20 protein-coding genes and 2 tRNA genes are annotated in these 24847 nt (G+C 61.8%); all 22 read right to left on the reverse strand.

The annotated features are described in order from the left end of the window. Positions 1-64: 64 nt before the first annotated feature. Positions 65-1081 carry a phosphate acyltransferase PlsX gene (plsX, locus tag ACTNBY_RS03855; RefSeq protein WP_154515449.1) on the reverse strand — a complete coding sequence of 339 codons (1017 nt, stop codon included), beginning with the start codon at positions 1079-1081 and terminating at the stop codon, positions 65-67. Between the two features lie 88 nt (positions 1082-1169). Next, positions 1170-1349: a 50S ribosomal protein L32 gene (gene rpmF, locus ACTNBY_RS03860; protein ID WP_022094017.1), complete on the reverse strand. Its 180-nt coding sequence runs from the start codon at positions 1347-1349 to the stop codon at positions 1170-1172. Positions 1350-1413: 64 nt separating this feature from the next. Beyond that, entirely contained in the window at positions 1414-1968 is a 555-nt protein-coding gene (locus ACTNBY_RS03865) for a YceD family protein (protein ID WP_441063427.1), read from the reverse strand. Then, the gene (locus ACTNBY_RS03870; RefSeq protein WP_154515443.1) at positions 1968-2465 is read right to left on the reverse strand and encodes an ATPase; all 498 of its coding nucleotides are present in this window, start codon (positions 2463-2465) and stop codon (positions 1968-1970) included. Before ACTNBY_RS03870 ends, ACTNBY_RS03865 begins: the two co-directional genes overlap by 1 nt. Positions 2466-2533: 68 nt before the next feature. Beyond that, a complete protein-coding gene (gene coaD, locus ACTNBY_RS03875) occupies positions 2534-3031 on the reverse strand; it encodes a pantetheine-phosphate adenylyltransferase (protein ID WP_154515440.1) in 498 nt (165 codons plus the stop codon). Beyond that, positions 3024-3668: a 16S rRNA (guanine(966)-N(2))-methyltransferase RsmD gene (gene rsmD, locus ACTNBY_RS03880; protein ID WP_441063428.1), complete on the reverse strand. Its 645-nt coding sequence runs from the start codon at positions 3666-3668 to the stop codon at positions 3024-3026. Before rsmD ends, coaD begins: the two co-directional genes overlap by 8 nt. Then, a complete protein-coding gene (recG, locus tag ACTNBY_RS03885; protein ID WP_441063430.1) occupies positions 3665-5842 on the reverse strand; it encodes an ATP-dependent DNA helicase RecG in 2178 nt (725 codons plus the stop codon). The genes rsmD and recG overlap by 4 nt, the downstream gene beginning before the upstream one ends. Positions 5843-5852: 10 nt before the next feature. Beyond that, positions 5853-7514 (reverse strand): DAK2 domain-containing protein, encoded by a 1662-nt coding sequence (locus ACTNBY_RS03890; protein ID WP_441063432.1) that lies wholly within the window; start codon positions 7512-7514, stop codon positions 5853-5855. Positions 7515-7541: 27 nt separating this feature from the next. Further along, positions 7542-7931: an Asp23/Gls24 family envelope stress response protein gene (locus ACTNBY_RS03895; RefSeq protein WP_187361832.1), complete on the reverse strand. Its 390-nt coding sequence runs from the start codon at positions 7929-7931 to the stop codon at positions 7542-7544. 161 nt (positions 7932-8092) lie between these two features. Continuing rightward, a tRNA-Asn gene (locus ACTNBY_RS03900) sits at positions 8093-8167 on the reverse strand. A gap of 33 nt (positions 8168-8200) precedes the next feature. After that, positions 8201-8275: transfer RNA gene (locus ACTNBY_RS03905), tRNA-Asn, on the reverse strand. A gap of 342 nt (positions 8276-8617) precedes the next feature. Next, complete coding sequence (rpoD, locus tag ACTNBY_RS03910) at positions 8618-9961, reverse strand: RNA polymerase sigma factor RpoD (RefSeq protein WP_370450567.1); 1344 nt, start codon at positions 9959-9961, stop codon at positions 8618-8620. Positions 9962-10071: 110 nt separating this feature from the next. Further along, entirely contained in the window at positions 10072-12180 is a 2109-nt protein-coding gene (dnaG, locus tag ACTNBY_RS03915) for a DNA primase (RefSeq protein ID WP_441063433.1), read from the reverse strand. Next, complete coding sequence (gene ribF / locus ACTNBY_RS03920) at positions 12173-13180, reverse strand: riboflavin biosynthesis protein RibF (RefSeq protein WP_441063435.1); 1008 nt, start codon at positions 13178-13180, stop codon at positions 12173-12175. Before ribF ends, dnaG begins: the two co-directional genes overlap by 8 nt. After that, positions 13177-14109, reverse strand: coding sequence for a tRNA pseudouridine(55) synthase TruB (truB, locus tag ACTNBY_RS03925; protein WP_441063437.1), 933 nt, complete (start codon positions 14107-14109; stop codon positions 13177-13179). Before truB ends, ribF begins: the two co-directional genes overlap by 4 nt. A 15-nt stretch (positions 14110-14124) precedes the next feature. Beyond that, entirely contained in the window at positions 14125-15168 is a 1044-nt protein-coding gene (locus ACTNBY_RS03930; RefSeq protein WP_441063439.1) for a DHH family phosphoesterase, read from the reverse strand. Then, positions 15161-15571, reverse strand: a complete 411-nt coding sequence (rbfA, locus tag ACTNBY_RS03935) for a 30S ribosome-binding factor RbfA (protein ID WP_006234038.1) — start codon at positions 15569-15571, stop codon at positions 15161-15163. The genes ACTNBY_RS03930 and rbfA overlap by 8 nt, the downstream gene beginning before the upstream one ends. An 11-nt stretch (positions 15572-15582) precedes the next feature. Beyond that, the gene (infB, locus tag ACTNBY_RS03940) at positions 15583-18258 is read right to left on the reverse strand and encodes a translation initiation factor IF-2 (RefSeq protein ID WP_427719633.1); all 2676 of its coding nucleotides are present in this window, start codon (positions 18256-18258) and stop codon (positions 15583-15585) included. A gap of 91 nt (positions 18259-18349) precedes the next feature. Beyond that, positions 18350-19597: a transcription termination factor NusA gene (gene nusA / locus ACTNBY_RS03945; RefSeq protein ID WP_154515419.1), complete on the reverse strand. Its 1248-nt coding sequence runs from the start codon at positions 19595-19597 to the stop codon at positions 18350-18352. Position 19598: 1 nt separating this feature from the next. Continuing rightward, the gene (gene rimP, locus ACTNBY_RS03950) at positions 19599-20093 is read right to left on the reverse strand and encodes a ribosome maturation factor RimP (protein WP_441033500.1); all 495 of its coding nucleotides are present in this window, start codon (positions 20091-20093) and stop codon (positions 19599-19601) included. A 256-nt stretch (positions 20094-20349) separates the two neighbouring features. Beyond that, on the reverse strand, positions 20350-22926 hold the full coding sequence (gene leuS / locus ACTNBY_RS03955; RefSeq protein WP_441063441.1) for a leucine--tRNA ligase: 2577 nt from the start codon (positions 22924-22926) through the stop codon (positions 20350-20352). A gap of 259 nt (positions 22927-23185) precedes the next feature. Then, complete coding sequence (locus tag ACTNBY_RS03960; RefSeq protein WP_154515410.1) at positions 23186-24697, reverse strand: IMP dehydrogenase; 1512 nt, start codon at positions 24695-24697, stop codon at positions 23186-23188. Between the last annotated feature and the right edge of the window lie 150 nt (positions 24698-24847).

The raw sequence follows: 24847 nt of genomic DNA on the forward strand, positions 1-24847 counted from the left end.
CATTGCAGCACGGCTCCGATTCTACCCCACGATGCATAGCTTGAGCCACGTAACGGAGCTCTTGCTAAACGATACCTTCCATGGAATTGGCAATGCTTTCGATAAGCCCGGCTCGAACGGCCTGAGCCGCGGCGAGCGTACCGTTTTTAACGGCTTCGGCCGACGTGGCGCCATGGCCAATCAAAACGACGCCGCGAAGGCCCAGCAGGATCGCGCCGCCCTTGGCATCGCCCGAGAGCTTAGCTTTCATCTGGCGCATCTGCTTTTTGATGAGCAGCGCGGCAATCTTGGTACCGAGCGAAGACATAAAGGCGCCCTTGAGCTCTTGCAGCAAAAACTTGGCAGCGCCCTCGGTTGCCTTGAGCGCAATATTGCCCGACATGCCGTCGGCGACCACAACGTCAAAATTGCCCGACGTAAGATCGGTGCCCTCGCAGTTGCCCACAAAACCGGGGACCGCGGCTTTCATAGCCGGGAAGCACGCCTTGGTAAAGTTAGAACCCTTCTCGTCCTCGGTGCCGTTGCCAAGCAGGCCCACACGCGGATGTTCGATGCCCAGGACCACGCGGGCATAGGCTGCACCCATCTGGGCAAAGCGGACCATGTCGTCGACCTCGACATCGGGGTTGGCCCCCATGTCACACAGTACCGTAAGGCCACCGGCGCGGTTGGGCAGCGCATTGGTGAGGCATGGGCGCACCGGCTGCTTCTTACCCTCTACCAAATATCTAAACGGCGTCACGTAGGCGGTGGCGGCAGCCGTCATGGCGCCGGTCGACCCCGCGGAGAAAAACGCGTCCGCGTTGCCCTTCTTAATAGCACGGCAGGCAAGTACGATCGAAGACTTACGCTTGGTCATCACGGCGCGGATGGGATCGTCGTCCATGGCGATGACATCGGGGGCCTCCAGAGCCTCCACGCGCGCGTGCGCCGCGGCAAAGGGGTTGACGATATCGGCGGGGCCAACAGCAATGACCTCGATATCGGGATCGGCGGCAAGTGCGGCCTCAATACCGTCGAGGACAACTTGGGGCTTCTCGTCTCCGCCCACAACGTCTACACAAACGCGAACGTTACTCATTTCAAGTGCTCCTTATACAAAAATGGCCGACTCATTGAGCCGGCCATTGTGGTTCCAGTTGGAACGGCATCGTATCCAGAGTATACAGTTACTCGGTAACGATAACCTCGCGGTCCTTGTAGAAACCGCAGCTGGGGCACACGTGGTGCGGGAGCTTGACAGCGCCGCAACGGGGGCACGTGGACTGAGCCGCAGCCGAGATCTTCATGTTGGCGGAACGACGGGTATGGGTACGGATACGACCCTGCTTTTGTTTAGGTACGGGCATAGTGACCTTCCTTATGAACTATCCAGTGTGGCGATTACGCGCAAGTAGCGATACTACCACATTTTTACTCATCAAGATTGAGATTCTTCAATGCTGCAAATGGATTTTCCGTGGCAGCGGCCCATTCGGCCTCGGCCTGGGCGGCGCAATCGCATTGCTCGACGTTGAGATTGATGCCGCAGGTGGGGCACAGGCCGCGGCAATCGGGCTTGCAGAGCACCACAAACGGCGTGTCCATGACAACGGCGTCGTTAATGGGCTCCCCCAGATCGACAATGCGGTCCTCGCCCAAAAGCTCGTAACCGTCCTCGTAGGCCTCGGGATCCTCGGGCTCCTCAAAGAGGTAGAACTCCTCGATCTCGCCGGCGATATCAAACGAGGCGAGCTCAAGGCAGCGGTCGCATTCGCCGGTGGCGTGCGCTCGAACCATGCCGGAGAGCAGAACACCGGTGCCCGCATTGGTAAAAACCACGTCGTAAGCAATGCCGTCCTGCAGCTGGTACTCCTTCTCGCCCACCGTGTAGGTGGCGACATCGACCTTGCCGGTCAGCGGATACGAGTCTCCGGGAAACTCGAGCTGCTCGGAAAGATCGACGGTAACGCTCAGGAACTCAGCCATTACCACTGACCGTTCTGCTGGGCGGCACCCTCGTTGAGCTGCTGACGGCAACGGGTAACGGTGCCGGTCAGGCTCTTGAGGTTCTCCTCGAGATGCGTAAAGACCTGCTCGGCATAATCCTCGGCCGCATAGCGCGTCTCGCGCTCGTACTGCTGGGCACGATCACGGATATCGTCGGCCTGCTGCTGCGCCAAGCGGACGATCTCCTGCTCACCGGCAATGGTGAGTGCCTGCTGCTGAGCATCGGCAATGATGGAATCGGCCTGAGCGGCGGCGGAGGCCATAAGCTCGTCGCGCTCCTTGAGGATGCGACGGGACTTCTGCCACTCCTCGGGATAGCTCATACGGATCTCGTCAAGGATGTTAAAGAAGACGTCGGCATCGATAACCTTCATCTGGGCATTCTTGCCGAACGGCGTCTTAGCCTCTTCGATGAGCCCCTCGAGCTCCTCGACAAGGCTCACGATCCTGTCGCCAGGAAAATTCTCGCCCGGCATCCGGTCTCCTTTCATAGGTAACATGTCATCGTGTTAGTTTACCACATGCCATCAGGCAATATGAAACGTCACGAAAAGCGATGTTTAAGCGCTTCGACCACATTGGGCGGCACAAACGTCGACACATCGCTTCCGAGCGATGCGATCTGACGAACCACCGAGCTCGAGATATAGCCGTACTGCGGCGCACTCATGACAAAAATGGACTCAAGCTCGTTGTCCAGGCGATAGTTGAGGTCCGCCTGCTGCAGCTCGTACTCAAAGTCGGTCATGGCGCGCAGGCCCTTGACCACAGCACCCGCACCCTGCTCACGGGCAAAATCGACCAACAGGCCGGTAAAGGGCAGTACCTCGACACCGTCAATATCGCCCAGGGCCTCGCGGGCCAACGCCACGCGCTCATCGAGCATAAAGGTGGTGCCCACGCCGTTTTTGCCCTGCGACTCCGCCACGGCGACAATCACGCTGGGAAAAATGCGGCGGGCGCGGCGGATTACATCGATGTGACCAAACGTGATGGGGTCAAACGTACCCGGAACGATCACGCGGTTGATAGTGTCATTCATGGGTATCCTCCAAAGGCACGTCCTCGTCAATATCGCTGTCATTAGCATGGTCGCACTCGTCCGCGGCCACCCAGCGCAGCAAGTCAACCGAGGTAATGCCGTAGCGTTTCTCTCGCACGGTCTCAAAACCAGCCGGATGAGCGCCCGCATCGCTTGCGGCATGCTCAAACAGGGCAAAGGCCCCTGGTGCCAGCAAGCCCTGCTGGGCAAGATTGCGCAGCAGCTCCTCGACCGGCTCGGCGCCAAAGGCATAGGGTGGATCGAGCAGGACCAGATCAAAGGGGCCGCCCGGAACACGGCCGCGCGGGGCGCTCGCCAACACATCGCCGGTAACGACGCGCCAACGCGAGCGGTCGCGACACAGCGACTCGATATTCTTAGTGATCAGTCGGGCGGCATTGCGATCGATCTCGAACGTGATGAGCGAGCGAGCGCCGCGCGAGAGCATCTCGATTCCCAAGGCACCGGAGCCGCCAAAGGCATCCAGCACGCGGACCTCGTCCAGATCGAAATCGAATGCCGACATGACCATGGACGCACATGCCTCGCGCACGCGGTCGGTCGTGGGACGGGTGACATCGCGCCCACGCGGCTCTTCGATCTTGCGGCCGCGCCATTCACCGCCGATGATTCTCATCCTCCGCTGACCTCCTTGAAGATATGTCGATAACGCGTGGCGACCGCATCGCGCAAGGGACGCGTCGCCACGGAGTCAAGGTTGCAAGCATACCGCAAGAGCTCGACCGCGTCCAAATGGGCCCATTCGATAAGGTCCTCGTCGGCGTCCAGGTCCACAAAACGCAGGGTCACACCGCCATGTTGGCGATAACCCAAGATTTCGCCCTCGTGGCGCAAACGCAGGTCCATCTGCGCAAGTGCAAAACCGTCAGAGGTCTTTTCGAGCGCCCGCAGGCGGTCTTGCGCAGCAGACACACCGCCATTGCCCTTGGAATGCGTCATGACCAGGCACGTGCCCGACACGCTGCCGCGGCCCACGCGGCCTCTAAGCTGATGCAGGGCCGCCAAGCCAAAGCGCTCGCCGTTCTCGATAACCATGACGGTGGCGTTGGGCACGTCGACGCCCACCTCGACCACCGTAGTCGAGACGAGCACGTCGATCTCGCCGCGCTTAAAGGCGTCGATCACGCGGTCCTTCTCCCCCGCCGGCATGCGGCCGTGAAGACGCTCGACGGAAAGCCCCGGCAATGCCAGACGCAGGCGGTCGAGCTCGGTCGCGGTGTCGTGCAACGGCACGGGCACCGTCACGCGACCTTCATCGTCGCGAACAATGCCGGGAACGTCTTCCAAATCGTCCGCGGAGTCACTCGGCTCCACAAGCGGGCAGATAACGTAAGCCTGCTGTCCTTGAGCATGAGCCTCGCGAATGGCACCGTAGGCCAGGTCGCGGCTCGACTCGGTGAGCACGCGCGTCGAGACGCCGGCCCCGGGAACGGGGCGATGACGAATGATGGACGTGTCCAGGTCGCCATAGACCGAAAGCGCCAGTGTGCGCGGAATAGGCGTGGCCGTCATAACGAGCAAGTCCGCACCTGGGCCTTTGGCACGCAGGGCATTGCGCTGCCCCACGCCAAACCGATGCTGCTCGTCGATAACGACGAGTGAAAGATGTTTAAACGTTACGTTATCCGAAAGGACCGCATGGGTACCAAAGAGCACATCGAGCTCACCAGACTGCAGCTGTGCATGGATGCGCTCGCGCTCGGCGGCCGGGGTAGCACCCGTCAGGAGCGCCCAGGACATACCGGCCTGCGAGAGCAAAGGGCCGGTCTTATCGGCATATTGACGCGCCAGCACGCCCGTGGGTGCCATGACGCAGGACTGGGTACCCGAATCGGCCGCGACTGCCAGCGCGCAGGCGGCGACGGCGGTCTTGCCGGTACCGACATCGCCCAGCAGCAAGCGGTTCATCACGTGGTCGCCATCGCACATGTCATGCAGGATGTCTTGGAACGCGGCCTCCTGCTCGTCGCTCAGCGAAAACGGCAGGGCCCGCCTAAGCGCCGTCAAATGACCACCCGCGGTATGGGTGTAGGGAACCACCTCGACCATACCGCCGTCGTTGCGCAGACGAAGCGCCAGCTGAAGATAGAGGCATTCCTCATAGGCAAGCCGTGCGCGCGCGATATCGCGCTCGGCCATACTCGAGGGAAAGTGAATCGAACGCAGCGCACGGGCGCTGCTCATAAGGCGGCGCTTGGCGCGCAGTGGCGCGGGAATCGGGTCGAAAGGATTGCCGACAATCTCGAGCGCGCCGCTCACGATACGGCGCATCCAAGCCTGGCTCACACCGTCGCTCACATAGTGAACCGGAAGGATGGTGCCCGCGGCACGCCCGTCCTCGAGCTTTTCGAAATGCGGCGAGGCCATCTGCTTAAAGCCATAGGCAAATTCGACCTTACCCATCACGGCCAGGCGGTCGCCCTGCTTGAGCTGCTGGGCAATCCAGGGCTGGCGGAAAAAAGCGACTTGCAGCACGCCCGTCTCGTCCACAAGCGAGACCTCGGTAACCTGCATACGCGGGCGGGGCTGCTTTTGAACGATACGATCGACCGTGGCGACGATCGTGCACACCGTACCGATAGGCGCCATCTCGATGGACCAGGAGCGTGTAAAGTCCAGATATCGATGAGGGATATGGAGAAGGAGGTCCCCCACCGTCCTAATTCCCAGACGGCGAAGGGCCTCCTCACGTTTACCCGAAACATATTTGAGTCGCGCGATATCCTCGTCGAGCGCATTGCTCTGGGCAAAGCGCTCCGAGACGCGCGGCACGGAGCACAGCTCGGACATGGGCAGATGCCTACTCGATCGAGAAGATCACGGGATAGAGCGGCTGCTCGCCACGATGGGCGTCAATCTCCAGGTCGGGCTGAGCCTCCTCGATGGCGTCGACGATCTCCTGGAAGGCCTCATCGGACAGCTCATCGCCGGCCAGAATCGTCAGCGCGTCGCCCTCCTCTTCCTCCTGCATGCGGTTGATGCAGTCGAGCGTGACCTGCTTCACATCGGAGCCGACCACGTCGATGGAGCCGGCAATGATACCCATGACGTCACCGGAGTGAATCGGCGAGCCGTCAGAGGCGCTGGAATCGCGCACGGCACGGGTGACCTCGCCATCGCGAACCTCGCTGATGGCATCGACCATGGCGGCAACGGCGTCCTCGAGCTCGGAATCGGGCAGCACCGCGAACAGAGCGGAGAACGCCTGCGGAACGGTCTTGGTGGGAACCACGGCGACCTTTTTGTCGGTGCAGGCAGAAGCAGCAGCCTCGGCAGCCATACGTATATTGCCGTTATTGGGCAGGATGATGACCGAAGTCGCGTTGACCTGGTCCACCGCGCCCAGCAGGTCGGCGGTCGAGGGGTTCATGGTCTGGCCACCCGAAACGACCACGTCGACGCCGAGGGACTTGAGGATGTCGGCCTCACCGGAACCGGCGGCAACGGCGACAAAACCCAGGGCCTTGGCGGGCTCGGCGGCCTTTTGCTGGTCCTCGTGGATCTTAGCGGTACGGTCGTGGGCCTCCATCTCCATGTTGTGGATAAAGACCTCATAGATCTGGCCAAGCTGCAGCATGTGCTCGAGCACCAGGTTGGGGGTGTTGGAGTGCACGTGGATCTTGTAGTCGGGGTAGGCGCCCACGAGCAGCTCGCAGTCGCCCATGGAACCCAGGAACTTAAGGCACTCGTCCTCGTCAAACGGGGCGTCGGCCTTAAAGAGGAACTCGTTGCAGTAGCGGAACTCCGAGCCCTCCCAGTCGTCGTTGGCCTCGATCTCGACGCGACCGAGGGCCGCATCGCGGGCAGAGCCAGCGGAATCAAACGTGGTGGAGAAATCCTCGACAACGGTGCTGCGGCCCAGAGCAGCGGCAACAAAGTTTTCCAGGAAGATGGCAAAGCCAAAGGCGCCGGAGTCGACCACGCCGTTCTCCTTCAGAACGGGCAGCAGGTCGGGCGTGCGAGCCACAGACTGGTAGGCCTCGACGACGATGGCGTCGAGCGCGTCCTCGGCCGAGAACTTCTTCTTCTCGCACTCGTCGGCCTTGGTCGAGACGTCGCGCAGGACCGTAAGAATCGTGCCCTCGATGGGCTTGCGGACGGCCTGGAAGGCGACCTTGACGGCGCGACGGAAAGCATGCGCGATGTCGGCAGACGTGATGGGCTCATCGACAGAGACGAGCCCCTCGGCCACGCCGCGCAGGATCTGCGAGGTGATAACGCCGGAGTTGCCGCGGGCGCCCATGAGGGAGCCATGGGTGATGGCGCCGGCGATGGCCTCCATATCGGCATCGGCGGGAAGGGCGGAAAGCTCCTTGGTCACCGAGGCGAGCGTGAGCGACATGTTGGTGCCGGTGTCGCCGTCGGGCACGGGAAAGACGTTGAGCTTATTGATCTCCTCGGCCTTGTCGGAAACGGCAGCCGCAGCGATCGGAAAACAGGTGCGAATGGTCTTTACAATCATGAGTATTTGAATCTCCGTTTTCGGATGCTAGTTCAGACGGCTCTTGAGCGCGTCGATGTGAATGCCGATCTTAAGGCTGGCGGGATCGATCTGGGCGATCTCCTGCAGGGTGAAAGCAACGGAGCTCGAAAGATTGTGGCAGACGGACTTCATGTTGACGCCGTTCTCGAGCACGACGTGAAGGTCGACCGTAAGGCCGTTCTCGTCGGCGGAGACAAGCACGCCCTTGCGGAGGCGCTGACCGGCAAGCAGGCGCACGCTCTCGGCGCCTTGGAGCTGCTCGGCCATACCGACGACGCCATAGCACGTCATCGCGGCATAACCGGCAATATCGGCAATAACGTCGTTCGAGACGCTCAGGCTGCCGTTAATGGTCTCAGACACAAGAATCTCCTTATCTGGTGCTCGCGGCACCATGTCGTGGGAGCAATCATTGCAATATTCTACAACGACCGCGCCATGTTGAGGTGGTGGGTCGCGGGATTACATCCTCGACACGAAATGTTGATATGGCAACGTTTGCGTTAAGCAATCGCGGCATGAAAAAACCCGCCGCAAAAGCGACGGGTTTTACAATCTGGCTCCCCGGGTAGGACTCGAACCTACAACAGCGCGGTTAACAGCCGCGTGCTCTACCATTGAGCTACCGAGGAATTTAAAGCCCAGCAGATTGGGCTGAGAAATTCTGGCTCCCCGGGTAGGACTCGAACCTACAACAGCGCGGTTAACAGCCGCGTGCTCTACCATTGAGCTACCGAGGAATAGGTGCATGCTCTCAAGCAACAAAGTTTATTATACGGACGAATCAGCTCAGGGCAAGAACTTTTTTAAGAAATTTTCCGACCCAGTCATTGGGGACGTTCTTAAACGACTAGTCATTCAAGAACGTCCCCAACGACTAATCAACCAGACGCCCAGGGTAGTCTTTTTGGGACGGGGCTTTTTTAGCTACCCAATCTGGGGCCTTTAAAGCTTGAGCCGCTCATTGAGATAGGGCAGCTAAAAAAGCCCCGTCCCAAAAAGACTACCCGTGCCCCAACTGCCGGCCCCTGTTACATGAAAGCGCCCTCAAGCGGATGTGCTTGAGGGCGCTTCTTGCTTGACTAGCTTTCGATATAGTCTTTGAGCTTGCTGGAGCGGCTGGGGTGGCGGAGCTTGGCCAGGGTCTTGGACTCGATCTGGCGGATGCGCTCGCGCGTGACGCCAAACTCGCGGCCGACTTCCTCGAGCGTGCGGGGATGTCCGTCGACAAGTCCAAAGCGCAGCTCAATAACCTTGCGCTCACGATCGGCAAGCGAGTCGAGCACCTGGGTGAGCTGCTCCTGCAGCATGGAGAAGCTGGCGGCATCGGGCGGAACGATGGCCTGGGAGTCCTCGATAAAGTCGCCCAGCTGGGAATCCTCTTCCTCGCCGATAGGAGTCTCGAGCGACACGGGCTCCTGCGAGATCTTCTGGATCTCGCGGACGCGGTCGGCACTCATGTCCATCTCGGCACCGATCTCCTCGGGGGTCGGGTCGCGACCCAGATCCTGGAGGAGCTGGCGCTGCACGCGGACAAGCTTGTTGATGGTCTCGACCATGTGTACGGGAATACGGATGGTACGGGCCTGGTCGGCGATAGCGCGCGTGATGGCCTGACGGATCCACCACGTGGCGTACGTAGAGAACTTGAAGCCCTTCTGGTAGTCGAACTTCTCGACGGCGCGGATCAGACCGAGGTTGCCCTCCTGGATCAGATCCAGGAACAGCATGCCGCGACCGACGTAGCGCTTGGCGATGGAGACGACCAGACGGAGGTTGGCGCTGATGAGCGCCTGCTTGGCCTCGAGGCCCACGTTCTCGATACGAGTCAGACGACGCATCTCGGCGCGAGTGAGCTCGATCTCGCCCGCCTCGGCGGCCTCGAGCTTCTCGGTGGCCTCGAGACCGGCCTCGATCTTCATGGCCAGATCGACCTCTTCGGAGGCAGTCAGCAGGTCGACCTTGCCGATCTCCTTAAGGTACATACGAACCGGGTCACCGGTCAGCATCACCGTGGAGGCATCGATGCCACGCACGCGAGAACGCGAACGGGACGTGCGGACGGTGCGCTTCTTTTTGCTCTTGCAAGAACCCATCTCGGCATCGGCCTGACGGGCCATCTTAAGCTCATGATCGTCGAGCGAGCCGGAATCGTGCTCCTCGTCGTCATCGAAATCGTCGGTATCGTTATCGTCATCGTCGACGTCCATGGGGGCGTCGTCGTTTCCGCTCGCGGAGATAATCTGGATGCCGCTGTTGCGCAGCGCGGAATAGACCGCGTTGAGCTGCTCGTCAGAAACATCGATATCCTTCAGGACGACCTGGATCTCGTCCTCGGTTACCGAAGTCCTGTTTGAGCCGTTGCCCATGAGCTTAGCAACGTAGGATTCCAGCCCAGTACCCGTGCTCTCAGTCTTATTTGGCACAGATTCTCCCTTCGTAGTCCACAGGACACATTACTTTAGCACACACTTACACGTCTATACCCAAAATTCAGACTGGATATAGCAGATAACATGCCGATTGACCACAACATCTAGGCCTGATCGGGACCCGCGGCCTCCAAACCAATCAACCGGAACGGATCGGCCACGCCGCCAATCGATTTCTGGAGCTCGCGCTGGCGCAAAGAATCCTGCGCGGCCTGCATGGTCAATGCACGGCGCGCGTCATCGTCGAGCGACCGGTCCTGGCGCAGCTTGGCCTGAGCAGCCCGCATACGGCGCTTGATGGTGTAAAGCTCAAGCGTATCGAGCATAAAGACGATGTTCGTCTCGGTGGGGTGCTTGCTCGTCGCCGAGATGCGCCCGGCGCTGACAAGCGAAGCCGCCTCGGGACACACCGCGCGCGCGGCGTCCATGCACGCCGCGGGGTCGGTGCCCGGCGGCGTCGCGAGCACGGCCCACGCGATGGACTCGTGACGGGGGTCTACCCACTCAATCGAGCAGATGCGATCGGTGTACGTGCGGAATAGGTCGGGGTAGCTGGTGAGCATCGTCAACAGCTCGCGCTCCCCCGCCAGAGACTTCCGCTCCAGATCGGTCAGCACAATCGGCGTCGCCGGAACGGAAGCGGTCGAAGCAGACCCCGCGGGCGCCGCGTCCATGCCAGCAGGCACATCGATCGGCGGCATATCGTCGACGACCTCGACCGGCGCGGCCCCGTAGGCCTCGAGCGGCACATAGTCGTACGGTTCCTCCTCGACCGGTGCGGATACCGGCGGCGTCGTCCCCGACGCCCAGGCGCCGCGAGATGCCCCCTGCGGACCGGACACCCGACCGCCCGCGCTGCCTGCGCGCTCGGTCTGTGCCCGCTGGCGCTCGTAGTTCTGCTCGCGACGACGCTCGGCGTCCTCGCGTTTGGCGACATCGCGAAACACACGGCCCGAGCTCGAGCGTACCGTCTCCAAATCCAGGCCCAGAAGGTCGGCGATCTGGATAAAGTACGTATCGATCATGTAGCTATCGCGCAGCGGATAGATGAGCGTCAGCGCATCCTCGAGCGCCTTGGCGCGACCGCCCGGCGTGGTAATGTCGCTCGACTCCTGCAGTGAGCGGTACACAAAGTCCATGAGGGGCTCGGCGGCGTCGATACGCGCCTGCAGTGCCTCGCCACCATGCGCGGAGATGAACTCCATAGGGTCGTTGCCGTCGGGAAGCACCACGCAGCGCAGGTCCATCGAGTCCTGCTCGATAAACTGAATCGCGCGGCGCGCGGCCTTTTGACCGGCGGCGTCACCATCGAACATATACACGATGCGCTTGGCAAAACGGGTAAGCGTCTTTACGTGATGTTCCGTCAGCGCCGTGCCCAGCGTGGCGACGACGTTTTTGATCCCCGCCTCCCAGCAGGCGATGCAGTCGGTATATCCCTCCACCACGATGGCGGTATCCTGCGCGACGATAAACTCCTTGGCCCAGTTAAAGCCGTAGAGGTTTCTCTTTTTATGAAACACACTCGTCTCGGCGGTGTTGAGGTACTTGGGTTGGCCGTCGCCCATAATACGACCGCCAAAGGCGATGTTATGACCCTGTTCGTCAAAGATGGGAAACATCACGCGGTCGTAAAAACGATCGGCAAGCTGTCCGCGCCCGCGGCTCACGGCCACGTTGGCGTCGATCATCTCCTGCGGGGTAAAGCCCTTCTGCGACAGATGGGCCACCAACATATTGCGACCCGGCGCAAAGCCCAGGCAGTAGCGACGGCAGACGTCGCCACCCATACCGCGGCTGGCAAAGTACTCACGCGGACGGCTGTCCTTACCGCGCATGAGCATGGTGTGATAGAACTGGGCCGTCTCGGCGCACAGGTCATAGATGCGGGCGCGCTTGGTGCCGCGATCGCGCTGCGCGCCGGTATCGTGCAGCTCAATGCCGGCACGATCGGCCAGGTAGCGAATCGACTCGGGAAAGCTCAGGTTCTCGCGCTTCATGATGTAGGTGAAGACGTCGCCGCCCTCGCCACAGCCAAAGCAGTGCCACACCTGCGTAGCGGGGATAATGTGAAACGATGGGGTCTTTTCGCCATGGAAGGGGCAGCAACCCCAAAACTCATGGCCGCGGGGCTTGAGCTCAACCGTTTCCTGCACGATGGCAACCAGGTCGGACGCAGCGCGCACCTGGTCTTTCTCCTCATCGCTAATCACGGATGCTCACCCCCTGCTCACCCAAGTTATGACGGATATCGTCAATATTACCCTCGACGGTCGCGATAAGCTCGTCCAGCGAATCGAACACGCGCGAAGGACGCAGCCAACGCGTAAACGCCAACGAAACCGAACGTCCATACAGGTCGCCCGCATACCCGATCAAGTTGGCCTCGAGATGCGCCGAAGCGGCATCGTCGGCATACGTCGGCGGCAGGCCCACGTTGACGGCAGCGGGCCACACGGTATCGTCGACCAGCACAAGGCCCTCGTAGACGCCATCGGCAGGCAGCTGAATTCCGTTTGGCACCAGCAGGTTTGCCGTCGGAAATCCCATATCGGAGCCCTCGTGGCGACCGCGAATCACGCCGCCGCGCACCATATAGGAACGGCCAAGTAGATCGGCTGCCAGCTCAACGTGGCCCAAGCTCAGCTCACGTCGAATGCGGGTGGCGCAGATAGCCTCGCCGGCCTCGCACAGCAAATTGTGCCCATACACATCAACACCGCGCTCGACACCCCATGCCTGCATCTCGGCAACGCCCGAGGCACCGCCGCGGCCCAGCCTAAAATCGCTGCCAACGCGAATGGAGCGAATGTCGACAGCATGCGCCAACAGCTCAAGAAAGCACACGTGGTCGAGCGACGCTACCGCATGCGTAAAGGGAACGGCCACCACCGCATCAACCCCGGTTTGAGCCAGGGCATGCAGGCGGTCGGCCGTCGTCATCAATTTTTGGGCGGGCAACGGACTCACCACGACGTCCGGATCAGGATCGAAGGTGACCACGACCGCTTTGCTGCCGTGATCATGTGCATCGCGAATAACCGCTTCGATCAACTCTTGGTGCCCACGATGCACGCCATCAAACACGCCAATGGCGATCGACGCGGCACCCAAGAACTCGCACCCATCAAAAGCATCGGCAGAAACGATACGGGCCTCATCCAACTCACCAGCGAAAAAAATACGCGCGAGCTCGTGGGGCGCCAGCATCATCGAACACCGCCGATCGCCTGCGGAAAGACGTGCTCCATCACAAAGCGGCCGCCCTCGATACGAGCAAGCGCCTTCAATCCACCATCTAGCACGAGCGCGAACGGCGCCTTCGCCGTATCGAAATCCGCAAGCGCGCGTTCAACGGGAATGCGGCGACCACAAAGCAGGTCGTCTGCAAGATTACCCGGCAAATCGACACGCGTGGCACCAAGGGCGGCGATGGGATCCAGAGCGAAGCCGGCGGCGGACTCGGCAGAGAGCTCCTCGACCGCATGACAGGCGCCAATGGAAACCACGCCGGAGGCCGTACGGCGCAGCGCGGAAATATGCGCAGCACTATCGCAGGCGCGACCCAAATCGCGAGCGAGCGCGCGAATGTAGGTGCCCTTGCTTACCGAAAACGCCACGGTCCAGACGCACGTATCGCCCCCGCCGCTAACGGCGATCAGGTCGGCGGCATAGACATCAACGGGGCGCGGAGGCAAGTCGACCGCATTGCCCTCACGAGCGCTCTTATAGGCGCGAACGCCATTGACCGAGATGGCCGAAAACGCTGGCGGCACCTGCATCTGCGGGCCAAGCATAGCGGCCAGCTGCTCACGGGCATAGGCCGGATCGCGCAGCTCGGGTGCAATGGCAACCGTACGGATGGCCTCGCCTTCCGCATCGTCGGTATTGGTCTCGGCGCCAAACGAGATATCGGCGACGTAACTTTTGGTATCGAGGGTAAGCATGCCCAGCAGACGTGTAGCCTGGCCCACGCCCACCACCATGACACCCGTCGCCATGGGGTCGAGCGTGCCGGCATGACCGACGCGCCGCTCATGGAGGGCGCGCCGGCATTGCGAAACCACGTCGTGGGACGTGCAGCCCACCGGTTTATCGACGGCGAGCAGCATATTCAATTGAGAAGGCGTACGACGAGCCATGTACCATCCAAAAAGTTAAAGCTCGACGGTCACCGAAGCGGGATCCTCCCCCACCAGCTCGGCCAGCATGGGAAGTGCAGCGGTGAGCGTCTCGAAAATCGTTCCGTTATTGGTAAAGCCGGCGGCAGCGTGATGTCCGCCTCCGCCAAATTTGGCCGCAATCTCGGAGACATCCATGTCGCCCTTGGAGCGCAGGTTTCCGCGCACCTTGGTATCGCCCTCGATGCCCTTAAGGAACAGGCAGACCTCGACACCCATCACCGAGCGCACCACATCGACCAAGCCGTCGCACTCATCCGAGGTGACGCCACATTCCTTAAGGTCGCTTTCGTACGCGTAGCTATACGCCACGCGCCCGTGCGCGACCGTCTTGATGCGGCCCATGACGATGGACTTGAGGTGCAAGAACTCGACGCGCATGCTCTGATAGACCTCGAGCGCGACACGCGCCGGGTCGGCACCGTGCGCCACCAGGCGCGAGGCCGCATGGAACGCAGCGGCATCGGCATTCTGATACTGAAAACGACCGGTATCGGTAACCAGGCCACAGAGCAGACAGGTGGCGATGCGATCGCGAACGACAATGCCGCAATCATCCAAAAAGCGGTCGATGATCATGGCGCACGCCGCAGCATCGACACGCCTCAGGCTTACCTCGGCAAACTCCTCGCGCGCCGGATGGTGGTCAAAGCACACCACATGCTTGGAGCGGCGGAGCACGTCGGCCGAGTTGTTCAGACGCTCGACAACCGGTACATCCACCGAGATAAACAGGTCGGGATCGCCCGTAAAGCTCGAAGCCGGCACCAGACGATCGGTGCCTTCCATAAAGCGGTAAATACGCGGAACGGGATCGTCGTCTGCGAGCAGCAGCGCGATGTCCTTGTCGGGGAACGCCTTCATGAGCGAGAGACCCAGGCCCAACACGGAGCCCAGGGCATCGCCGTCGGGAGAGGTATGACCCGAGATCGCAATGGAGGACGCACCCTCGATAAGCTCGAGGATGCGTCGTTTAATATCTGCAGACTCGCACGAGACGAGGTCGGCGGAATTAGTCATCTAAAGCTGCCTCCTGGGCGGCATCCGCTATGGGATAGCCGTCCTCGTCCTTTTCGATCGCCAGCGTGGCCGGGACATTCTCCAGCGCACGCGTAATGCGCTCGGCCTCATCGGTCGAGCGATCGATGCGAAAATCGAGCTCGGGCGTGACGCGCCAGTCGAGCGAGCGAGCCAACAGGCTGCGAATGCGGCCCTTGGCGCTGGCGAGCGCCTCCATGACCTCATCGTAGCGGCTCGCATCGCATGACACGTACACGCGCGCGAACGAACGGTCCACCGCGACCTCGACCGCGGTCAGGGTGACCAGGTCGAGACGCGGATCGGAAACCTCAAAGAGAAGGATATAACCGAGCTTCTCGCGAAGCTGCTCGCCCAGACGGCGGGTTGCCTGCGTTTGCTTCATAGCGCTACCCCCTACTCGGTACGGGCAACCTGGTCGATACGGTAACCCTCGATCTGGTCGCCGGGCTTGATGTCCTGGAAGTTCTCCAGGCCAATGCCGCCCTCGGAACCGCTCTTGAGGCTCTTGGCCTCGTCCTTGTAGTGGCGCATCGAGGCGATCTTACCGTTAAAGACAACGATGCCGTCGCGCACCAGGCGCACGGAATCGGTCGCGGCGATCTCGCCCTCCTCGACGCGGACACCGGCGGCGATACCGACTTTGGGCACCTTAAAGGTGTCCAGGACGGTCGCGGTACCCGTGGAGACCTCGACCTCGGTGGGCTTGAGCATGCCGATACGGGCAGCGTCGAGCTCCTCGAGGCACTTGTAGATAACGTCGTAGCAACGAATCTCGACGCCCTCGCGCTCGGCAGCGGAGCGGGCCTTACCGTCGGGACGCACACCAAAGCCAATGATGATGGCGTTGGAGGCGTCGGCCAGGACAACGTCGGTCTCGTTGATGGCACCGACCGCGGAGTGGATCGTGTTGATGCGGACCTCGGACTGATCCATCTTGTCGAGCGAGTCCTGAAGGGCCTCGATGGAGCCCTGGACGTCGGCCTTGATGATCAGGTTGAGCTCCTTGACCTCGGCGTCGGCGATGGTCTCGAAGAGGTTCTCGAGCGTGACGTGCTTCACGCGGCTCTGCTCCTCGATGCGGGCCTTGAGCGAGCGCTCATCGGCCAGGGCGCGCGCCTCACGCTCGTCCTCGAACACGCGGAACTCGTCGCCGGCGTTGGGGACGGACTGCAGGCCCAGGATCTCGACGGCGTCGGAGGGACCGGCCTCGGTGACGGCGCGGCCCTTGGGGTCGAGCATGGCGCGAACGCGGCCATAGGTAAGGCCGGCGACCAGCGTATCGCCCACGTGCAGGGTACCGCGGGTCACGAGCACGGTAGCGACCGAGCCGCGGCCCTTGTCGAGCTTGGCCTCGAGGACGTTGCCCGAGGCGAAGGTATCGGGGTTGGCCTTGAGCTCGAGCACGTCGGCCTGGAGCAGCACGGTCTCCAGAAGGTCGTCGATACCGATCTTCTGCTTGGCCGAGATGTTGACGAACATATTCTGTCCGCCCCACTCCTCGGGGATGACGCCGTACTCGGTGAGTTCCTGGCGCACGCGGTCGGGGTTGGCGCCGGGCTTATCGATCTTGTTGACGGCGACGACGATGGGAACGCCGGCGGCCTTGGCGTGGTTGATCGACTCGACCGTCTGGGGCATGACGCCGTCGTCGGCGGCGACGATCAGGATGACGATGTCGGTCACCTTGGCGCCACGGGCACGCATGGCCGTAAAGGTAGCGTGGCCCGGGGTATCGATGAAGGTGATCTTGCGGTCGTTGATCATGACCTGCGATGCGCCGATGGCCTGGGTAATGCCGCCAGCCTCGCCGGCAGCAACGCCGGTGTGGCGGATGGCGTCGAGCAAGCTCGTCTTGCCGTGGTCGACGTGACCCATGACGGTGACGACCGGGGCGCGGGGCTTAAGGTCGGCGGGATCGTCGTAGAACGAGAAGGTGTTCTCCTCCTCGGGGGTGATGATCCTGATCTGACGGCCCAAGTCGTCGGCAACGAGCTCGACAAGGTCGTCGGACATGGACTGCGTCATGGTGAGCGGCGTGCCCAGCAGGAACAGGCGCTTGATGATGTCGTTGGCCGGAACGTCGAGCGCCTCGGCAAGCTCCTGGACGGTAACGCCCTGGGAGACCTTGATGGCGTCGAGCTCCTCGGGGTTCACGCCCTGGGCCAGCGCCTCCTCAATCTTGCGCTCCTCCTGAGCCCTAGCGGCCTCGCGCTCGCGCTTCTCCTTGCGCTTCTTGCGGCGACCGGTGGACTCGCGAGAGGCCTCCTCGACGGCGGCACGGGCCTCCTCGAGAACCTTCTCGCGGCTGTACTCCTCGGCCTCGCGCGCCATGCGGCTGTAGTGGTCCTCTTCGCTGTTGTGACCACCCTTGCGCTTCTTGCCCTTGCCCTGCTTATCGGGGTTGGGGAAATCCATGCCGGCAGCGACATTGTTGCTGGCATTGGTGCGATGGCTGTGCGGGCGGCTCTCGGAGGCGTTGCGGTCGTTGCGACGGCCGCCACGACGATCGTTGTTGCCGCCGCGACGGTTGCCGCGCTCGGCCTTGGCCTTGTCCTCGGCGTCCTTCTTCTCCTTGAGCACGGTCTCCTGTGCGGCGATCTGATCGAGCAGCGAACGGAAGCGCGAACCGGAGTCGGAAGCGGGAACGGCGCGGCGCTGGGCCTCGCGAGCAGCCTCCTCCTTTTCGCGGGCAAGGCGCTCCTGCTCGGCCTTCTTCTTGGCCTCGGCCTCGGCACGGGCTGCCTCCTCGGCAGCCTGGGCGGCGGCAAACTGGCGGCGCTCCTCCTCGCGTGCCTTCTCGGCGGCGATGCGCTCGCGCTCGGCCTCGGCGGCACGCGCTGCCTCCTCGGCGGCGGCAGCCTCCTCCTCGGCCTGCTTGGCGGCCTCGACTTCCTGGGCGCGGGCCTCGATCACCGAGGCAAGCTGCTTGCGGACCATGGCAACATAAGCGTCCTCCAGCGCGGAGGAAGCAGACTTAGCGGGAATCTTCATTTCGGCGAGGTGACCCATCAGTTCCTTGGAGGTCATGCCGAACTCTTTGGCCAGGGTGGAAACACGGACTTTAGCCATATGACTTCACCTACCCTTTCTGGCACCTTGGGTGCCTAGAGACTGAACGAGCGTGGGATGTGCGCCGGAACCTGTCCAGCGCAACCGCGCGCTAGATCAGGTCCTCCGCATCATCGAAGGCGTCGGTGTCGTGGACACCGCAGAAACGGGAACCGGGACGGGCCTGGTTGCGGCACTGGATGCCGTCCTCGGACACGTACTCGCAACGACGGGCGTCGTCATCCTCCTCGTCACCGATCAGGTCAGCGGCAGGCTCCTCGTGAACGGGAACGTTCTTGAGGATGTCGGCGGCAAGGGTCTCGGACTTAATGTCGATGTGCCAGCCGGTCAGGCGTGCGGCCAGGCGGGCGTTCTGGCCCTCCTTGCCAATGGCGAGCGAAAGCTGGTCGTCGGGCACAATGACGCCGGCATAGGCCTTCTCCTCGTCGATAAGGACGCGAGTGACCTTGGCGGGCGACAGGGCGTTGGCGACGTAGACGGCCGGATCGGCATCCCACAGGATGACGTCGACGCGCTCACCGCGCAGCTCACCCACGACGGCGCGCACACGGCTGCCCTTGGGGCCGACGCAGGCGCCCACGGGATCCAGGCGGTCGTCGAGCGAGTGGACGGCGACCTTGGAGCGCTGGCCGGGCTCGCGGGCGATCGACTTGATCTGGACGGTGCCCTCATAGATCTCGGGCACCTCCTGCTCAAACAGACGACGCATGAGCTCGGGGTGGGTACGCGAGATAACGATCGGCGGACGGCTGTGCTCGCCGCGGACCGGCGGAAGCGTGGAGTTGGGGTCGCGAACGTCAATGATCACGGCCTTGATGTGCTGGTTGTGCAGATAGCGCTCGCCCATGGGGCGCTCGTTGCGCTCGTTCTCGTAGCGGCGCTGATCAAAGTGCGGAAGCTCGGCCTCGACGCCTTCGCGGATCTTGACGATCGTAAAGTCGGGTGTGGACTGCAGTACGGTACCGCTGATGAGGTCGCCGATACGGCCGGAGAACTCCTCGTAGATCTGCTCGCGGGCGGAGTTGCGCACGATGGCGTTGATCTCGGCCTTGGCGTGCTGGGCGGCGATGCGGCTGGTGTTCTTGGGGGTGACGTCGATCTCCTCGAACTCGGTGAAGTTGCCCTCCTCGTCCATGGAATCGTCGATCGGCTCCAGGCGGTAGACATAGATCTTGCCGGTGGTGCGGTCGATGGTCACCTTGGCGCCCCACTCAAGATGCAGGATCTCGGCATAGCTCTTGGCGAGCGACTGCTCCAGGCGGTCGATCAGGTAGAGCTGGTCGATGTGCTTCTCCTGGCAAAGCTCCATCAGGGCGGACATCATGTCGGATGCTGCCATGTTAGTTTCCTTCCTTCGCGGGCTTGAAGTCATAGACGGGCTTCAACTTGCACTTTTTAACATCGGAAAAATCGAGGGTGACAGACTCGCCGTCCTCGAGCTCGAGGGTTACGTTGGTCTCGGTCGCGGCGGCAATCTTGCCGGAGTACTTGCGACGGCCCTCGGTGGCGGTGGAGGAAAGCTCGCAGTCCTCGCCCACAAAGCGGGCAAAGTCACGCGGACGGCGCAGCGGGCGCGCCATACCCGGGCTCGACACCTCAAGCGTATAGCTCGAAGAGATGGGGTCGAGCTCCTCGATCACGTCGCCGACCCACTTGGTGTTGGCCGTGACGTCGTTGAGCGACAGGCTCTGACCCTCGGCACCCTCGATACGCACACGCACGCAGGGGGCCTTGGTAGCACCCACGAGCTCAACGTCGACAATATCGACATCGTGCTGGGGAGCGACGGCCTCGAGCGCGTCGATGATCGCCTGCTCGGTCTTGGTCTTGACCATTGCGGCACCTCCATCCATACAAAAAAGAAGCGGGGCCGAAACCCCACTTCTTTCAATTACAACTTCATTTGCAAGCAAACTATACCAATACCTGCGAAAACGTGCAACCACAGCACAAATCCGCAGGTCAGCGTGAGCACAGGTTCTCCACAAGAAATGGATAATTAGGTGTAGTCGCAAGTATCCATATCCAAAAAGAGGGACGACCCAGCCGGATCGTCCCTCGTCTATTGTGCATCAACTATATGCGCAAGGTTTACTTAACCACCAGGTTGACCAGCTTGCCGGGCACGCAGATGGCCTTGACGACCGTCTTGCCCTCGAGCCACTTGGCAACAGCGGCCTCGGCGGCAGCCTGCATCTCCTCGTTGGAGGCATCGCGGGCCACATCGATGCGGCCGCGGACCTTACCGAGCACCTGGACCACGATCTGCACCGTGTCCTCGATGGACTCGGCCAGGTCAAACTCGGGCCAGGAGGCGGTGTAGGCGTTGCCCTCGCAGCCGAGTGCCTCGTGCCACAGCTCGTCGGCCCAGAACGGGCAGATGGGGGCAAGGACGCTCACGATGTCCTTGGCCACGCCGTAGCACAGTGCCTTGTCGCGCGATGCGCCCTCGGTGGCGTTGAGGTAGGCGCTCGCTGCGTTGACGAGCTCCATGACGGCCGAGATCGCGGTGTTAAACTGGCCGCGATCGAAGTCCTCGGTGCACTTGGCGATGGTGCGGTGACGCTCGCGATAGAGCTTCATCGCGGTCTCGTCGAGCACGGACTTGTCGAAGGCAACGTTGGCATCACCCGACTGGACAAGCTGCCACACGATACGCCAAGCGCGCTTGATAAAGCGGTTGGCACCCTCGACGGCCTTGGGATCCCAGTCAAAGTCCTTCTCGGGCGGGGCGATAAACAGGATCGCCAGACGCATGGTGTCGGCGCCGTAGGGCTCGATAACCGAGCTCGGAGGCACGACGTTGCCCTTGGACTTGGACATGGTGTCGCCGTTCTCGTCCTTGACCATGCCCTGGCACAGCAGGTTGGTAAAGGGCTCGTCCACGCTCAGCAGACCCAGGTCGCGCAGCGCCTTGGTAAAGAAGCGGCTGTAGAGCAGGTGCAAAATGGCGTGCTCGATGCCGCCGATGTAGTTATCGACGGGCATCCAACGGTCTGCCGCCTCGCGGGAGAAGGGCAGCTCGGTGTTGTGCGGGTCGGTATAGCGCAGGTAATACCAACTGGAGCAGGTGAAGGTGTCCATGGTATCGGTCTCGCGCTTGGCCGGGCGGCCGCAGACCGGGCAGGTAGTCTCGTAGAAGTCCTTGCACTCGGCGAGGGTCTCGCCGGCGCCCAGGTCCAGGTTCTCGGGCAGCGTCACCGGCAGCTGGTCCTCGGGCACGGGCACAATGCCGCAGTGCTCGCAATGGATGGCCGGGATGGGGTTGCCCCAATAGCGCTGACGGCTGATGAGCCAGTCGCGCAGGCGGAACTCGACCTTGCGACGACCGCAGCCCATGGCCTCGAGGTCGGCCACGATGGCAGCCTCGCCCTCGGAGTGCTTACCGCCGCGCATGCCGGTGTACTTGCCGGACTGGACGAGCGTGCCCTCGGCAGCGTGGGCGCAATCCCAGTCGACGGTCTCGGCATGGAAGGTATCGATGGTCTCGCCACTGGCCTCGACGGAAGCGCGGTCGTCATCGTCCAGGATGATCGGGACGATCGGGAGGTCGTACTTGCGGGCAAACTCAAAGTCGCGCTGGTCGCCGCAGGGAACGGCCATGACGGCGCCGGTGCCGTAATCGGCAACGACATAGTCGGCAACCCACACGGGAACCTTCTCGCCGTTGACGGGGTTAACCACGTAGCGGCCCGTAAAGGCACCGTGCTTCTCGAGGGTGCCCTGGGCACGCTCGACAGCAGAGATATGCTTGGAGTCCTCGACGATCTTGGTCACGGCCTCCTCGTACTCCGTGCCCTCGACGAGCTCGTGCAGACGAGCGTACTCGGGAGCCAGGACAAAGAAGGAGACGCCAAAGAGCGTGTCGGCACGCGTGGTGAAAACGGTGATCTTGCCCTCGTCGCCCTCGATGGGATCGCCGTTGGCATCACACAGGGTAAAGTCGACCTCGGCGCCCTCGGAGCGGCCGATCCAGTTGGCCTGCATCTGCTTAACGCGCTCGGGCCAGCCGGGGAGCTTCTCCAGATCGTCGAGCAGCTCCTGGGAGTACTCGGTAATCTTGTAGTACCACTGCTCAAGGTCGCGCTTCTCGGGCTCGGTGCCGCAGCGCCAGCACTTGCCCTCGGTAACCTGCTCGTTGGCCAGAACGGTCTTACAGTTGGGGCACCAGTTGACCGGGTTCTTCTTGCGGTAGACCAGGCCCTTTTCCCACATCTTCTCAAAGATCCACTGACCCCAGCGGTAGTAGTCGGGGCTGCAGGTCTTGACCATGCGATCCAGATCGTAGGAGAAGCCCATCCGCTTCATCGTGGCGAGCGCCTGGTCCATGTTCTTATACGTCCAGGCGGCAGCCTGCGTGTTGTGCTTGATGGCGGCGTTCTCGGCGGGCAGGCCAAAGGCGTCAAAGCCAATGGGATGCAGCACGTCAAAGCCGCGCATACGGGCCTGACGGGCCATGGCATCGCCGATGGTATAGTTGCGCGCGTGGCCCATGTGCAGGTCGCCCGAAGGATACGGGAACATCTCGAGCACGTACTTCTTGGGCTTGCTGGCGTCGGTGTCGACGGCAAAGAGGTTGGAGTCCTCCCAGGCCTTCATCCACTTGGACTCAATGGCCTGCGCGTCGTAGGCAGGGATCTCGTCCTTATGATCTGTGCAATCGCACATATCAGCTCCTTTAATCTTAGCTGGGGTCGGTCGGCTTGGCTTTATTCGCTACTGCGGACAGTCCTGCGCAAGACGAAGAGCACATTAAGTGCTCTTCTTTGTGTGCGGAACTTGTAGCGAACAAAGCCAAGCCGACCGACCCTAAGGTTAACTTGACTGATGATAGCAAATACGACAAGCGAGATGCCTGCGACTTGCAGGCATCTCGCTTTATCTTAATAACGTGGTTGGAACTCAACCTTTATGTGCGGCTCTTATCCTATCGATAAGACACAGACTGCTGCGAATCCTTGACGACTACGTCGTGGGCGCCGCCTTCGACAATCGAGGTCGAGCTCACCAGGGTCAGGCGTGCCTTTTTCTGGAGCTCGGGAATCGAGAGGGCACCGCAGTTGCACATCGTGGACTTGATCTTGTAGAGCGTGCCGCCCACGCCGTCCTTAAGGGAGCCGGCGTAGGGAACGTAGGAGTCGACGCCCTCGACAAAGCTGAGCTTCGCGGCGCCGCCCAGGTCGTAGCGCTGCCAGTTGCGGGCACGCGCAGAACCCTCGCCCCAGTACTCCTTCATGTACTGACCGTTGACGTTGACGCGCTCGGTCGGGCTCTCGTCAAAGCGGGCAAAGTAGCGGCCCAGCATCATAAAGTCGGCACCCATGGCAAGGGCGAGCGTCATGTGGTAGTCGTAGACGATACCGCCGTCGGAGCACACGGGCACGTAGACGCCGGTCTCCTCGTAGTACTCGTCGCGAGCGCGGCAGACGTCGATCAGCGCGGTGGCCTGGCCACGGCCGATACCCTTGGTCTCGCGGGTAATGCAGATGGAACCGCCGCCGATACCCACCTTGATAAAGTCGGCACCGCAGTCGGCCAAAAAGCGGAAGCCCTCGGCGTCAACGACGTTGCCGGCACCGACCTTGACGTCCTCGCCGTAGTTGGCGCGGATCCACTCGATGGTGCGCTTCTGCCACTCGCTGAAGCCCTCGGAAGAGTCGATGCACAGGACATCGGCGCCGGCCTCGATGAGCAGCGGCACGCGCTCGGCATAGTCGCGGGTGTTGATGCCGGCGCCGACCATGTAGCGCTTATCGCCGTCGAGCAGCTCGTTGGGGTTGGTCTTGTGGCTGTCGTAGTCCTTGCGGAAGACGATGCCCATAAGGTGATCGTTGTCGTCGACAATGGGCAGGGCGTTGAGCTTGTTGTCCCAGATGACGTCGTTGGCAACCTTGAGGCTGATGTTCTTGTCGCCCACGATGAGCTGCTCACGCGGGGTCATGAACTCGGAGACCTTCTTTTGGTGGTCATCGCGGCTGGGGCGATAGTCACGGCTGGTAACGATACCCAGGAGTTTGCCCTTGGGAGTGCCGTCGTCGGTGACCGGCATGGTGGAGTGACCGGTCTTCTCCTTGAGCTCGATGACCTGCTCCATGGTCATGTCGGGGGTCAGCGTAGAATCGGACTGGACAAAGCCGGCCTTGTGATCCTTGACGGCCTTGACCATGGCGGCCTCGGACTCGGGGGTCTGGGAGCCGTAAATGAAGGACAGGCCACCCTCGGTAGCGAGCGCGACACCCATGTCGACGCCCGAGACGGACTGCATGATGGCGGAAACCATGGGGATGTTCAGGGTGATTGCCGGCTTCTCGCCGCGCTTAAAGCGGGTTAGCGGCGTCTTAAGAGAGACGTTGTTGGGGATGCACTGCGAGGACGAATAACCAGGGACCAGCAGATACTCCGAAAACGTGTGGGACTCACCGGGAAAGAACGTAGCCATGTTTCTCCTTTTTCCATGCGACCGGTCGGCTGCAGGCCTCGTAGGACCCAGCCCAACCTTGGGCGCCCAATACTGGGCAAGTATCTTAACGCACTTTGACTGCTACAATGCATGATTTAAGAAGAGCACACGAGGGTTTAACGCAGGCTT

Origin of the sequence: Collinsella sp. HCP28S3_E12 (assembly GCF_052065595.1) — a bacterium.
GTDB lineage: Bacteria > Actinomycetota > Coriobacteriia > Coriobacteriales > Coriobacteriaceae > Collinsella.